The following is a 15,024-nucleotide window of genomic DNA, read 5'->3' on the forward strand; positions in this document are numbered from 1 at the left end:
TTAATCCGCGCGTCAAGCAGTTCAAATCGTTTCTGCCATCAAGCTCACCGGCCGCGCTTTTCCAGGACGTTAAGGGAAATGTGTATTTGCACGCCAATCACAATCCATCCTACCAGATATACAGACTCAACAAATCAGATAATTCCATTCAAAGTTTACCCTCGGGTATCGGTGCCCGCGGCATTCGCCACCATGTCATCTATCAGGATCGTCAGCACAATATCTGGATGATCATCGACAGTGATGCCAAACCCGGGGCGGTGCTTATGAAGATATCAGAAGATTGGAAAATCCTCAGGCAATATCCGCTTGCTCTTTTTAATGAGAAGAATTTTACTTTAAAAATACACGAAGACGAAAAAGGATTTCTCTGGCTGGGGCTTTCCAATGGTGCGTTTTTAAGATTTAATCCGGAAGCTGAAAAATTTACCGCCTACAGCTACCGCTACCTTCTTCCTTTAAGCGGCTCGGTGGTAGAGAATTTTTGCATGTACCAGGATGGTAAAACCATGTGGATCGGTACCCAGAAGGGATTGATACGCGCTGAAAATTTTCAGTCCAAGCCCAGCTTTTCCATTTACAAAAATAGCAGAAGTGACCGGCAAAGTCTGAGCAACGACTTTGTGTCGGGCGTTATTAACGATCCGCTACGCCCTGGGAAGTACCTTTGGGTAAGTACCAAAGGCGGCGGATTGGAGCGCTTTGAGAAACAAACGGGAAAATTTGAGCACTTTACCGAAAACCAGGGACTTCCTAACAAAGTCGTTTACGGAATTCTGCCGGGTAATGATCACATGCTGTGGATGAGCACCAACTGGGGGCTTTCTTCGCTGAATCCCAAAACACTGATTTTTACAAACTTCAATAAATCCGATGGGCTTCAGGACGATGAGTTCAATACCAATTCCTACTTTAAAGCGCTCAATGGTGAGCTTCTTTTTGGGGGCATCAAAGGAATTAACATCTTTCGGCCCTCAGCCATTAGCAGCAATAAAAATCCGCCTGTTACCCGGTTGATCGGTTTACAAATTAATAATGAGCAAATCCAACCGGGTGACCAAACCCATCTGCTTGCCCAGGCATTGGGAAATACAGCCGAACTTGATCTTTCGCACGATCAGAATCAGATCGCATTGGAATTTGCTGTGATGGATTTTACCAATCCTGTCAAGAATCGCTTCCGCTACCAGCTCGAAGGTATTGACCGCGACTGGGTGGAAGCCAATACCCATCATTTCGCCAACTATGCCCAGCTACCGCACGGAAAGTACGTTTTCAAGGTTATCGGTACAACCAACGGTCAGGTATGGAGTGCACCTGCTAAGCTCAGCATCCGGATTCACCCTCCTTTTTACAAAACCTGGTGGGCTTATCTGATTTACTGCACCCTGCTGGTTTATTTATGGTACCGCTCCAACCAAAGTCAGCTCAGACGGGTACGGCTGCAGCAGCAGCTTCTTTATAAAGACAAAGAGGCCTCGCGCCTGGCAGAACTCGATATGATCAAAAATAATTTTTTCGCCAACATTTCGCACGAATTCCGTACACCGCTTACCCTGCTGACAGGTCCTGTGAATCTGCGTCATAAGAAGTACCCCACTGAGCAGTTGATCCCGACGATGCAGCGAAATCTGCTGCGGTTACAGACGCTGATCAACCAGTTACTGGACCTTTCCAAACTCGAAGCAGGAAAGATGGAGCTTAAAGTTCAGTATGCCGACCTGGCCGGTTTTCTAAGCCCTTTGTTTGCTTCCTTTGAATCGGTGGCCCAAAGCAAGCAGATACTTTTTGAAAAGCCACAAAGCCATTTTACTCAGATGGTTTATTTCGATGCTGACAAAATAGAGAAGATTGTTACCAATCTGCTATCAAACGCCTTTAAGTTTACACCTGAAAACGGACGGGTTAAAGTCGATGTCACCTACCAGATCCAACCTTCGGACTTATCTGCTTCATCGGCACGTATTACGATCACTGATAACGGCATTGGGATTGATCCTGTGCGCCTACCCAGGATCTTTGACCGCTTTTATCAGATTGACAGCGGACGCAGGCGCGATCATGAAGGGACAGGTATTGGCCTTGCGTTGGTAAAGGAGCTCGTAAGTGCGCTCGGTGGCACTATTGATGTTAAAAGCGCTCCCGGCAGTGGTAGTACGTTTACGGTCGTGCTGCCTTGCGATCTGGCCAGCTGGACGAACTACGTGTCCGTGCAGCAGCCCGAAGACAACTCAGCACCATTCGCTTCGCAGCCAGTTTACGCGCAAACCGAACCGTCTGATTTGAAAAATACCGGAGAACTTCCGGTTCTTCTGATTGTAGAAGACAATGTGGATCTTCGGGCATTTGTAAGGAGCATTTTTGAAGGGACTTTTCATATTGAGGAAGCCAAGGACGGACAGCAGGGACTTGAGCTGGCCATTAGCCACATACCTGATGTAATCATCAGCGATTTAATGATGCCGCGCATGGATGGACTGGATTTTTGTAAGGCTGTTAAAACAGATTTTCGCACCGATCACATTCCGGTGATACTGCTCACTGCAAAAGCGGCCCTCAAAGATCGGCTGGAAGGCTTGCAGCTCGGCGCGGACGATTACATAGCCAAACCTTTTGATACCGATGAGCTGAAAGTCAGGGTGGAGAACCTTTTTAAGCAGCGCCAACTACTCCAGCAAAAATACGCTCAGCATATCGCTTCCGGGTCTGTGACGGCAGACGCCGCCAAAGTAGGTTCTGCTGATGAAAAATTTCTTCAAAGAGCCAACTCGATCTTAGAGGAGAAACTTTCCGATAGTAGCTTTACGATCGAACAATTTGCTACCGAAATGGGCATCACCTCAGTTCAGCTGCGCCGAAAACTCAAAGCCATTACTGGCCAGACAGGCATTGAATACCTGCGCAACTATCGCTTGCAAAAAGCCGCCTCGCTTCTTGCAAATAAAGCAGCAACCGTTTCCGAAACCGCCTACATGCTGGGTTTTGAGAGTCTTTCCTATTTTTCGAAAGTCTTTCAGGAAAGGTTTGGAAAGAAACCTTCCGAATGGGTTTAAGCCCTGAATTTATTGCGAAAATGCTCGTTTTGTCCGAAATGAGCCAAAGAATGTCGTTTTTCAGCTAACAGTTTCCTGAACCGTTTTTTCAATTTTGCAGCTAAAACCAACTTAGTTTCCAATGAAAAAACACCTTTACTTTTTGCTTTCAATTTTAATTAGTCACCATGCACTATCAGTGAACAGAACCTGGGTTGGCACAACCGACAACTTCAGTACGGCTTCCAATTGGTCACCCAGTGGCGTGCCAACGGACCAAGACATACTCACGATCGCAAATGCTGTCAATAGTCCTGTTATTTACGTGGGAACTGATGCCAATGCTAAGCGGATTTTTATGCGAACTGGTGCGGTGCTCACTGTCAACAGCGGAGCTTCATTGACGGTAACAAATGCTAATCCCTCGAACCTATATTTGGCAGGACTTGATATGACAGAATGCTCCTTGATCAATCACGGGACGATAACCATAAAAGACCCTCCTTTGGCGGGATATACAGTTGGGATTGGCGCAGGCGGGTCATCGATTACAAATTCGGGAATCATTAACACCTACGGGGATGATGCCATACAGCTTTCATCAATATGTGAAATTAACAACCTTCCGACCGGAACGATCAATGTAAATGCACAGGTTCTTGGGGTTTACGAATACTCTTCACCTGGTGCAGTTTCAAACATTTCAAATAGTGGCACCATCAATATTGCTTCGAAAGAAGCAGGTATTTATCTTTCCCAAGGATTGTTATCAAACAGCGGATCAATAAATTTGTCAGAAAGTCTTGGGATAAGCCTGCAAGAAAATGCAACTTTAAATAATCTTTCCTGCGGCAGAGTAATTCTTCAAGACTTTCCCGGCAATGACCTTATGAACCTTGGAACTGTAAATAACAATGGACTCATTCAGATTTACTGGTCGATTGAAAATTCAGGCACCATTAGCAACCATGGCGTTCTGAAATATCAAAACCTTATATCGGCGGGTGGCACGCTTACAAGCACCGATATTATTATTCAGGACAAAACAAATCCTATTGTGCAGGTTGGCAGTGCTGCTACCTCAGTTATCGTTGGCATTTATCGTAATGAAGCGGGCACCATTTCGGCTGGTACATTTACCCCGCCCAATCAGTTTTCGCCCTCGGGCCTGCCTGCCGGCAATACTACGCTTTATGCAAAAATTACCTCTTCGGGAAACTCCTGTGAGTATATTGTTCCGTTTGTTTATACAGCGCCGCCCTTGCCGGTAACACTGACGAACTTTTCAGGAAAAAATACCGGCAACAATCAAAATAAACTTACCTGGCTTACCTCGGATGAAAAGAACTTTGCGTATTTTGAAATACAGCGTTCTAATGATGCCCGCTCCTTTGAATCGATCGGCTCTGTGCAGGCATCCCAGCAAAGCAGCGCATTAAAATCCTATGAATTTACCGATAGCTATACCCTTGGCATGAATTACTACCGCCTCAAAATGGTCGACCGCGACGGGAGTTATAATTTCTCCAAGATCATATCCATTTCTACTGCCGTTGATAAGGACTTCGTCGGCAGTTTTTACCCCAATCCATCCAGCGGACCGGTGTTTGTAGATGTTTATGCCGAAGCATCCGAGGCCTGGCAGATACGGGTATTTAGTACCAGCGGAAAAATGATCGCAAGCCAGAGCATCATGTTGCAAAAAGGGATCAATAAAGTACCACTAACCAACCTGATTAAAGGCACAAATATCGTCCAGTTTCAAAACAGCAAAACAAGCACTTCCAAAGCGCTTGTTTACCAATAGCTTTTGTCTTATAAATCAGTTGGCCACCATCGTTTTGAGCAATGTAACGGTGGTGGTTTTTTTAGACCCTGGCTAAATGCCATTAACTGGTGATACATTGGAGAATTCGGTGTTTCACACCATTTAATTTCGTGGCAAATTGGTTCATCCCCGATTTTGGAGTGTCTCCGGATTTAACAGCAGTCTGCTTTTTATTAAGTCGAAACAGGCCAGGAAATCCGTTTGTCTTGTCATAGTTTGAATTTATTACATTGCCATAAAGCAAAAAGACCGGGAGCAATGCCCCCGGTCTTTCTAATTTTGTCACCAAAATTTCGCATGAAATTTTATTTTTTTAGCTCGTAATCTGTATTTTGAGGATCCCAGTTAGCCCAGGTAGCTGTCCAGTCCGTAGTGCTGAATGCGCCCACATAGGTAGTAGCATCAAATCCTGTTGGAAGGGTTGCTCCGCCAGTCAATAAAGGAGAACCAGCAGCTGGAAGCGCGTTTGGCTTAGCACCTAATTTATTGAATGTAGCATCCATTTTAAGGTCAGCCGCCGCAGAGATTGCATTTTTTGCACCCGCAGCTTTAAAGATTGCTTCGGTAACGCCTTCTACCTGTGTTTTTGCAGTCGTTGCAAGCACAACGCCGTCCATTTTCATCAGACCCGATGTGAAGTTTGCGATCGTTAGATCGTTTTCAACACGAAGACCTGAGCGTGGCCATGCGCCTGTAAATACACTATTGTAAACAGAGATCGCAGAGTTACGACGAATACGCATCGCAGAAGCAAATTTTTCGTTAGGCGTACCATCACCCATGGCCACAGTAACATTTGCAAATTTTGCAGCCGTTTGCGGGGCCGCTGTCGTTCCGTTTGCATCGTTATCAGATTCAAACCCGTTTGAATCCCCAGCCTGGTCAGCAATAGCCGGATCACGAAGGATGTAGCCAAACTGAATAAGTCCGCTAAAACCGTTATCAGTATCAAAATCATCATCCAAACCGCGGTATGCGATAAGGTGTTTTGCATTCACTGTTCCGCCAAACCATTCGAAAGAATCATCACCGCCGAAAGAAGCCTGTACGTATTCAATTTTAGTGCCTGATCCAACACCGCCAAATGTTAAGCTGTTGATCTCTTTGTTGGTTTCGTAGGCAATCCCTGCGAACTCAACACGTACATATTTTAACTCACCTGAGTTATCAGCAACGTCAGTGCCACCGAAAGTAGTTTTTTCCTCACCTTCAACCACAGCAGGTGTTTTGTTAACCGGTGCTTTACCAAGGATTACAAGTCCACCCCAGTCTCCTGCTTTACGCTGTCCGATAGGCTGGTTCGATGTGAAAACGATTGGCTTTTCGGCTGTTCCCACAGCCATTATTTTAGCACCTGGTTTGACAAATAAAGCGCCTTTTGTCGCTTTGTCTCCTTTGATAATGGTTCCTGGTTCGATCGTCAGGGTAGCTCCCGCTTCAACGTAAACAAATCCTGAGATCAGATACTGATCTGTTGCCTTCCAGGTTGTGTTGGTAGTGATACTACCTGTTACTGTATTTAATGCCCCTGGCACCACAACAACCGGTGGTGTCGGATCATCATCGTCATCACTGTTACAAGCTACAAAACCTGCCATAACTAACCCGATCATTAACAGGTTAAATAATTTGCTTACTTTTTTCATACAATTCGATGTTTACTAATTGGTTGCTTTTGTTAGATACTGGTGAAATTAAAATTTGTAGGTAAGGCCGACTGTCGAGTAGGTCCCGCGGCGGTATTTCTGATAACTCTCATCCACGCTGGTTATTTTGCCATCCAGGTTGCTGTCCTGGATCAAGCGGAACTTTTGGTTGAGAAGATCCTGTACACCGATTTTCAGCTCCATCCGCCGCCCGATGGCTTTGATGATATTCAGGTCAATGACGTTACGCGGCATTTCATACACGGTTGGCTGCACAGCGTTGTCACCCACCAGAAAGATCCTTTTCCCGATCACATTATAAAGTGCATTGATTTGAAGACCGATTGCGGGCTCCGTATAATACAGACCGGTATTAATCAGGAAAGGAGACTGTCCCTGCAATTGTCTGTTGGATTCCTGGCCTGTAAAACCTGTTGAAACATCACTTTTAATGACAGAGGCGTTAAAAAGGAAAGTCAAATTATCTATAAATGCTGACGTTGTAATTTCTTTCAAAGACTTTCTGATTTCAACCTCTGCTCCGTAGGCATAGGCTTTTTTCGCGTTATCAACGGTAAAGGTCACCCCCGAGCCTGAATATCTGATGCGGGATTCAATCGGATTTTTAAATCCTTTGTAAAAACCGGCAACCGAAATAACCTCACCCTCTTTTGGATAAAACTCGTAGCGCAGATCAACATTTTGGATCGATGGTGTTTTTAAGTTCGGGTTACCAACGCGTGATACATCAAAATTAAAGTCATAATAGTTAAATGGGGCCAGCTCACGGAATTCCGGTCTGTTGAGCGTAATGCTGTATGCCAGTCTTAGCAGTGATTTCTCTGAAAAATTATAAGCCAGGTTAACCGAAGGCAAGGCCCTGAAAATTGGGTTGTTCACACGGATATTAACACCTGAACCTCTTTCCTGGCTTTGCAGCTTCTGGCGGTTGAATTCGCCTCTGAAACCTACAGAAGCATTAAACTTGGCCGAAAAAGGGATAAATGCCCCAACGTAACCTGCGGCCAGAAAATTCTGGGCCTTGTATTTATCATCCGTATTGGTGTGCTCTACATAATACAGTTTATCAGCGGCAATGTTGGATTTGCTAAAGAACTGCTCCGGCGCGCTGTTGAGTATTTCTGAGGAGACGCCCCCGGGATTATTCAGGTTAAACCATCTGGCGCTAAACACCCTGTCTTTGTATTCAGCCATCCCGCCGGCGCGAAGCTTGATCTGCATTTTCTCATCCCCTTCATAACCGCTCCTGTCTATACGGTGCTCTATATCAGCTCTAAACGAACTGGAATACTCATTAAGTTTGGAAAAGAAACGTGCATTACGCGTTAGACTCGCGCCGCTTCCCTGCAATGTTTCAATCGTGAAGGGACCAGTAGAACCAATGTTACGGCTTGAAACAAAGCGGCGAAAATCAGGTTCATCACGGTGGGTCCAGCCGAAAGCGCCTGTCCATTTAATGGTGGTGGCATCCGATACATCATGCGTTCCGCTGAGCTGGCCTGAATAAATACTTTTGGATTCATAACGGAAGGCGTAATTCTGCACTTCCCGGCCATTGTCGGTGCTGTAACCCTGACGGAAAGTCGTTTCCTTGTTGGTCAGCTGGTTAAAAAGATTTCGAAACTCTATTTTGTGATTCGGGTTAATAATATATCCCCAGTTGGACATTGCTCCCAGCCTTGTGTTTTGACCAAAAAACTGATCGTTGTAATTAAGCTGGATCTCAGAACGTTTTGTACTATCACTATAGGCCAAATACCGGAACTGCTCGGTTGGCATGTACTGGTTTGTATGGGTATAATTGATGTTGTTAAAGGTGGTCAGCTTTCTGTCTCCAATATTCATATTTCTGTTAAATCCAACCGAGAAGCGAAGATCCGGTTTGATGGTCTTGGTTTGCAGATTATAAAAGTCAGTAAGGTTACGAAAAGCGTTCAGCGTTCTGTCCGACGGCGTATTTTCATTGATAATGGTCTGGGTTTTTGGAAAATTTGATGGAAGAACGCGGTCCTTCGCGCCAAATCCAAGCCAGTCCAGTGAGGATCCCTTATAATCCTTCGCATCACGGAATGTGGTTGCGCTTCGGTAGGAAGTGGATAAATTAAGCGTAAAGCCATTCTCATCTGGGACGGTTTTGGTGTAAATTTTGATTACCCCGCCCGCAAATTCACCCGGAAGCTCAGGAGCACCCGATTTATAGATCATAATGCGGTCAATGGCAGAGCTTGGAATCAAATCAAATGAAAACGATTTTACATCGACTTCCGAAGATGGCGTGATCGCATCATTAAGCATCACCGTGTTATAGCGCTCATTTAAACCCCGGATGATCACAAAACGGTCATCCTGGATCGATACACCCGGCACGCGGCGAACAACCTGCGAAGCATCGCGGTCCTGGGATTTTTGTATCTGCTGGGCAGAAATACCCACCGCGATCTGCTCTGCCTTTTTTATTTCGGTGATAACCGATACATCAGTAAAGGTTTGGCGCTGACCGACAATTTTAACTTCCTGAAGGTTGGCAACATCTTCTTCCAGTGTCGCGTTGATAAGCACAGCCTGGTTTGGATAAACGGTAACCTCAATTTCTTTGTTTTTATAGGAAATATAACTGACAAGAACCGTATGCTTTCCGGTGGCAATGCCAGTGATATCAAATTTTCCGTCCTGATCGGTGGCAGCTCCCACCGGCGGTGTTGAACCTTTTAAAAAAACGCTGGCACCAATGATGGCTTCCTTTGAGGCGGCATCTACGATGGTTCCTTTGATGGATCCGGTCTGGGCTTTAGCAACAGAGAACGAGAGTATTAAAAAGAGAAGTGGTAGAATTTTCGAGTTCATACTTAATGTGTCAGAAACTGATTGATTTCGACAACAAATGTACCGGCCTCTTATTTCTTTAATGTGTTTTTAATATTACCATATCGTTATCACTACAGATACCCTGTTGACATTATTTTAACAAAGGTAGAAAGAGAGAAAGTGAAGCCACTTATTAACACCCTGGCTTTCAGCCAAACAACTCAAATGGGTTAAAATGAACTTAAATGCGCCGTTTCAATGGGTAAATGTTCATTGCGCTGCCCGTTGGCACATCTGGATGTTGCTTTTAATCTGTTTTAAGATTGTTCTAATATGAAGCGGTCCGCTTAATTTATTTTTAATACGCCCTTAAATTAGATCAAAGCTTATGTTTGCAGATTTTTCTGTAATCCGCATCACCTGACCCGTATAAAAACCGGAAGCGGTTTTGAATGGCCAGACAGCGCCTGCGGATCATCAGGTAACATTCAGTGCGGGTCTCATTGGCTGCAAAAAGCTTTTGAAGAAGCGCTTCTATGTGATTAGAAAGATGCTCTGCACTTTGCAGCAGTACCTGGCAGTTTGCCAGCGAGCAGTCTTCTGATTTTGGCTGATAATCAAATTTTTCAAGGGCAGCTTTCATCGCTTTAAAGCTGGAAATCAAGATCTGGTAAGAGGAAAGAAATGCTGCGACATTTTTATCCGAGGACTTTACGGCCAGATCGATAGGCGGAGAAATAGGGTTCTGGCCTTTGATAGCCTCATAAATTTGTTTGATTTGCTTTCTTTTATTGGGGCAGTAAGCTGCATCTTCAAAGACCGTATTTTTAATCAGCAGCGCAGTCTGTTTTATGCTATTTTCTTTGCCCTGAAAAAGCTCTTTGCGTTTCATTGAGGTTTGGTAATAGCTGTTGATGGTTGTAAAAAAATCCGCATTCAGCCCGGCAAGCCTTGATAAATCCAGGGTCAGCATTTGCACCGATTCCAGATCGGTTTGAGAAGTATAGCCGGTTTTGTTCGCTGCGATGCTTCTTATTTCAGCTGCTTTGGCAATTCTTTTTGCGATTGATTTTTCGAAAGGTGTGGAATTCTCAGAAATAAGCATACTTTACTTTTGTAACGGTAATGGGCTGGATTTAAAATAACAGTGCTTAAAAATGGCAACTACACCAAGGCTGCTTAAAGTCAGTCAGCAGCCCCGGCCTTATTAAAATGTAAAAATTACCAGGTGGAATACCCTCCTGGTTTAACGCTTCACACACTAAAAATACCAGAGGTCACCCGTGTGACGGGTGACCTCTGTACATATCAATCAACTTATATCCGTCATTCAATTAAAACGAATACCTCGCCCCCAGCTGCATCTGGCAGCGTGATCCCAGCGGATCAATCGAGTAAGGTGCACCTGGTTTTGTCCATGTAAATGTCGGATCGCCTGTGGTTGGGTTTGTCGCGCGCGTCAAGCCAATGGAAGCGGTTGAGTTAAACGTATTGGGTGAGAAATACGAGTAGCCCAGTTTTTTGTCAACCAGATTCAAAAAGTTAAGAATGTCGTAAGTAACCTGGATCGATTTGCGTCCTTTGATCTTGAACTCATGCATAAAACGAAGGTCCATCGTGTTGTTCCAGGGCGTGCGGCCACCGTTTCTTTCGGTGAAGTTTCCTTTCTGACCTTTCAGATATGATTTTGAATCAACAAAGGCCATAAAATCAGCTGCCTGTGTTCCTGTCGGAAGTAGTTTCTGTGCTTCTGCAAGATCCTTTGGAATGTAAGCCAGGCTGTTTGCCTGTCCTGTTCCGTCAACTGTGGTGTTCACATATCCCCATGAGAAAGGTGTTCCTGACTGGAAGGAATAGAACAAACTTACCGTCGTTGCATTTTTCGGGTTCCAGATATGGCGGTAGTTCACCGTGCCCACAATGCGGCTTCTGATATCAAAGTTGGAGTAGGCCAGCTTCGGATTATTCGGGTTCAGCGACTGGTTCAGCTGCCAGTTGGATTCCATTGAGTTTCTGATACCGTTGGTGATATCATATGATTTTCCGTAGGTATAAGCTGCCGAGAAACCAAAACCGGTTGAAAAGTTCTTCTGGATCTGACCAGTCAAACTGTAACGGTAACCTTGTTTTGTGTTCGAAAGCATGTAGGCATTGGCAAAGTTATTATCAATCCGCTGCGCTCCGGCTGACCCGTTTGCCGCCACATAAATAGGCTGCTGGTGATCGGTATCATAGCTGTAATAACGCACCGCATCCTTGGTGTTAACCTGCTGGAATTTAAGATCCTGGATCACTTTTGTATACAACGCTTCCACAGTAAACTTGTAGCCGTCCAAAGTATAATCTACCGCCAGGTTGCTTCTGAACATCTGCGGCATTTTGAAATTGTTGTCGATTAAATCAACCTGGGTACGTTTTACGCCTCCGTTGGCAGGATTGTTGTTGATCAAAACACCGCCATTTGGCACCAGTGGATCACCCACCAGTTTGGTTGCCGCTGTTGCATTGTTGTTGAAATCATATGCGCCATACCCTACACCGTTGTTGTAGAACGCGTAACCCAGCCATGCGAAAGGAATACGGCCTGTAAATAATCCCGTTCCACCGCGAAGAATAATGCTTTTATCTCCTTTGATATCCAGTTTGAAACCAAGACGCGGAGAAACCTGTACGTTGTTCAGATATTTGTTATTGATCTGGTTCAAAGGCGTGTAAGAATACGTTCCGCCGTAGCCAGGATCGGTTGCAGCACCTGATACCAACGGGCTCAATGTCGGTTTGGTAGGAAGTCCCGAGTAATCAAGACGGATACCGGGCGTGATCTTAAAGTTGTCTGTCAGCTGGATATCATCCTGGATGTAAGCGCTCAAAAGATTAACCTTAAACTGCGCGTAAGGATTATCAAACTGGCTATCCAGGTTGTTTGTCGGGTCAGCGAAGGGATAAGAACCTCTCACACGGTTTGGCAGCGACTTGTTGTTTGGCGTACCAATGCCCAGAAAGTTATTTAAGGAACTGTAAGAGATACGTCCGTTGGGCGAGTTTACAAATCCGTAATCGATGTTGTAAAACTCGTTGTGCGTTCCAACCGTGAACGTGTTTTTACCTACATAAAAGGTAAAGTTGTCAGTCAATTCAAACGTTTTTTGTTTCAGGTTGAAAACCGATGCCTCGCGGTCATTTCCAAGGAAAATCGTTCCGCCGTTATAACCAATTTCCACCTGAGGGAAAGTTCTGACGTTCGAAAGCGTGTTACGGTAATCATGGATGGCTGAATAACCAACGATCAAGCTGTTGGAAGAATGTCCTCCAAACTGGCTTTTAAGCTCGGCAACCGTACTTGTCTGGTTGTTGTGCTGTTTGTAGTCAATACTTCCGAAGCGGAAGTTCTGTGAATCACGTTCCAGGTTGGTCGCTTCCGAGAATACGGTATTGTTACGGATCGAAAGCTGGTGTTTGCTGTTGATGTTCCAGTCGATGCGGTTAAAGAACTTGGTACTTTTTGAGTTGATCGAATAATCTCCGAAAGAACCTGCATCAAGACCGTAATTGGTTTTGACATAATCGCTGATCTGCTGAGCCACAGCGACATCCTTGATCAGAGAAGAAGCCGTACCGGCCTGGAACTGAACAGGATCCTGGCGGTTTGTGATCTCTTCATTGGTAAAGAAGAAAAGTTTGTCTTTGATCAAAGGAAGACCCACGCGCACCCCTGTCTGGTATTCGTGGAAAGTACTTGGCAGTTTTTCTTTGGCATCAGAAGCACCGTTCCATTTGGTAACAAGCGCTGAATTACGTCCAAAACCGTAAACCGATCCTGTCACATCGTTTGTTCCGCTGCGTGTGACTGCATTGACAGAACCACCCAGGAAATTACCCAGTCTTACATCAAAAGGGGCAACGGCGATCTGGATATCCTGGATCGCATCAAGACTGATCGGGTTGGTACGGGTACTGGATCCGGGCTGGCCGGTAGAACCTGTCGAACCGCCCAAAGACGGACTAAATCCGATCGCATCATTATTGACAGCGCCATCGACGGTCACGTTATTATAACGGAAGTTGGTACCTGCAAAAGAGTTGTTGTTGTTGACCTGGGGGGAAGTCCGGGTCATATCAGTCAGGCTTCGCGAGATCGTTGGCAAACGGCGGATCTGCTCAGCATTGACGCTTGATCCTGTGCCTTCGCGCTCACCGCCGCGTGAACCTGTCACGGTTACCTCGGTCAGCGTCTGGCCCTGATCTTTCAAAACCACATTTAAGTTTGTCGTTTCACCAAGCTGTAAAACGATGTCGTTCATAGTTTCGGTTTGAAACCCGACATAAGTGATCATGATCTGGTAAGGACCACCTGCGTTCATGCTGTTGATGCGGAAACGCCCGTCCACATCTGTAACGGTTGCATATTTAGTTCCGGTTGGCACATAAGTAGCCTGAACCGTCGCTCCGATTAAACTTTCTTTTTTTGAGTCATTAACAAGGCCGCTGATCCCACTCGTGGTGATCTGGGCATTGCTAATCGTTGCTAAAAACAGCAACAGTGATAAAGTAGTAAATAAAATTTTCATTATTTCGGTGACTATTAATTTGATAATGCAAAAGTCACGCTATAGAAGGAAATGAATATTATGGCAACATTAAATCAGAAGTTTCAATGTTACCTAAATATTATCTTAATATTATCCAGGGCAAACTCAGCTGTTTCAATAGCCCCGGAGAAAAATGCTTGCAGAAGAAAGGGCATAAAATGCTATAAGCTGCATAAAAAAAAGTCCGGAACCAATGGCCTCCGGGCTTTTTAAATTCTGACACCAATTATATAAGCTTTTTAATATTTAGCGAAGCTTGAAAACTAGGCCCAAATATATTGACTAGTAGCTGGTAAGCCGTTTTTTATGTGTTATCATATTATTATCAATTTAAAGTCCCTATTTGAAGAAGGGTCAGCGTTCATCCGTCCTTAACAGCGCTGGGAGCTGCAGTCCCCTACCCCAGACTATGATAACCCAGCTTACGGTAGCTTTCAAACTGCTCCTCTGTAAAAAACTGATCACAAGTCGGCTGCTGTGGAAACTTCGGGTTCTGCATTTTATATTCCCTGATATCGACCGGCTCATCTCCGTTAAGCGAAGTCTTAACATAGATCCGTCTTCCGGCAGGCGCAGCGCCCGGATATTTAATCACACCCTCTGCCACATGCGACAGGCAAAGTGTGGTCGCAGCATTTCTTTGAGTAATCGGGCTGGTATCGATTTCGATCTCCACGCCAAAATCAATGCGGCAGCGTCTTACGGCCATGGCAAGCCCTTCAACATAAGGCATCATCATCTTCCTCAGTGTCAGAAAGAATAATCAGACTGCACCTTCTTCGCACCAGCTCATAGAGGCCCATGTTATCAAAATGCCCTCCGTCAGAAAGACTCACGTATTTGGAGCTCATATCCGATTTTCCAATCGGATCCGACACCAGGTAGGCAAGACCAAAAATGGGCTCTGGGTTTTTCCATTTTTCTGCGCGCGGATTTCCGATCCACCAGCCGAGTTTTACTTTAAAAACACTCAGAAGAAAAGCGGTTGCCGCCGATGAATGGTAACCCATATTTGGATTGACCGCAGCTCCTGAGATTGCTATGACCGTACCCAGCGTGCGCGCGCCGGCAAATTCGAAGGTCGGCCGGTAGCCGTAATTGGC

The 15,024-nt window shown here is 45.2% G+C and carries 8 protein-coding genes; 2 read left to right on the forward strand and 6 right to left on the reverse strand.

Translation table 11 applies throughout. The features are described 5' to 3' along the window. Positions 1 to 86 precede the first annotated feature (86 nt). Together IEE83_RS17845 and IEE83_RS17850 are read left to right on the forward strand one after the other, a co-directional pair. Entirely contained in the window at positions 87 to 3,053 is a 2,967-nt protein-coding gene (locus tag IEE83_RS17845; RefSeq protein ID WP_194121881.1) for a hybrid sensor histidine kinase/response regulator transcription factor, read from the forward strand. A 121-nt stretch (positions 3,054 to 3,174) separates the two neighbouring features. Then, entirely contained in the window at positions 3,175 to 4,839 is a 1,665-nt protein-coding gene (locus tag IEE83_RS17850) for a DUF8693 domain-containing protein (RefSeq protein WP_194121882.1), read from the forward strand. Between the two features lie 326 nt (positions 4,840 to 5,165). On the opposite strand, the gene IEE83_RS17855 is transcribed toward IEE83_RS17850, so the two are convergent. From IEE83_RS17855 to IEE83_RS17880, 6 genes are all read right to left on the reverse strand, one after another. After that, positions 5,166 to 6,506 carry a beta-helix domain-containing protein gene (locus IEE83_RS17855; protein WP_194121883.1) on the reverse strand — a complete coding sequence of 447 codons (1,341 nt, stop codon included), beginning with the start codon at positions 6,504 to 6,506 and terminating at the stop codon, positions 5,166 to 5,168. 48 nt (positions 6,507 to 6,554) lie between these two features. After that, complete coding sequence (locus IEE83_RS17860) at positions 6,555 to 9,371, reverse strand: TonB-dependent receptor (RefSeq protein WP_194121884.1); 2,817 nt, start codon at positions 9,369 to 9,371, stop codon at positions 6,555 to 6,557. 340 nt (positions 9,372 to 9,711) lie between these two features. Continuing rightward, positions 9,712 to 10,437, reverse strand: coding sequence for a hypothetical protein (locus tag IEE83_RS17865; RefSeq protein WP_194121885.1), 726 nt, complete (start codon positions 10,435 to 10,437; stop codon positions 9,712 to 9,714). Between the two features lie 229 nt (positions 10,438 to 10,666). After that, the gene (locus tag IEE83_RS17870; RefSeq protein ID WP_194121886.1) at positions 10,667 to 13,900 is read right to left on the reverse strand and encodes a TonB-dependent receptor; all 3,234 of its coding nucleotides are present in this window, start codon (positions 13,898 to 13,900) and stop codon (positions 10,667 to 10,669) included. A 418-nt stretch (positions 13,901 to 14,318) separates the two neighbouring features. Then, positions 14,319 to 14,660, reverse strand: coding sequence for a hypothetical protein (locus IEE83_RS17875; RefSeq protein WP_194121887.1), 342 nt, complete (start codon positions 14,658 to 14,660; stop codon positions 14,319 to 14,321). Further along, positions 14,641 to 14,931, reverse strand: coding sequence for a hypothetical protein (locus IEE83_RS17880; protein WP_194121888.1), 291 nt, complete (start codon positions 14,929 to 14,931; stop codon positions 14,641 to 14,643). Before IEE83_RS17880 ends, IEE83_RS17875 begins: the two co-directional genes overlap by 20 nt. Between the last annotated feature and the right edge of the window lie 93 nt (positions 14,932 to 15,024).

The organism is Dyadobacter subterraneus, assembly GCF_015221875.1.
Taxonomy (GTDB): Bacteria; Bacteroidota; Bacteroidia; order Cytophagales; family Spirosomataceae; genus Dyadobacter; species Dyadobacter subterraneus.

What these genes read in the sequence shown, in the direction of transcription:
- IEE83_RS17865 (WP_194121885.1), bottom strand. Translation starts at nt 10,437, where the DNA reads ATGCTTATTTCTGAGAATTCCACACCTTTCGAAAAATCAATCGCAAAA.
- IEE83_RS17855 (WP_194121883.1), bottom strand. Translation starts at nt 6,506, where the DNA reads ATGAAAAAAGTAAGCAAATTATTTAACCTGTTAATGATCGGGTTAGTT.
- IEE83_RS17870 (WP_194121886.1), bottom strand. Translation starts at nt 13,900, where the DNA reads ATGAAAATTTTATTTACTACTTTATCACTGTTGCTGTTTTTAGCAACG.
- IEE83_RS17860 (WP_194121884.1), bottom strand. Translation starts at nt 9,371, where the DNA reads ATGAACTCGAAAATTCTACCACTTCTCTTTTTAATACTCTCGTTCTCT.
- IEE83_RS17850 (WP_194121882.1), top strand. Translation starts at nt 3,175, where the DNA reads ATGAAAAAACACCTTTACTTTTTGCTTTCAATTTTAATTAGTCACCAT.
- IEE83_RS17880 (WP_194121888.1), bottom strand. Translation starts at nt 14,931, where the DNA reads ATGGGTTACCATTCATCGGCGGCAACCGCTTTTCTTCTGAGTGTTTTT.
- IEE83_RS17875 (WP_194121887.1), bottom strand. Translation starts at nt 14,660, where the DNA reads ATGATGATGCCTTATGTTGAAGGGCTTGCCATGGCCGTAAGACGCTGC.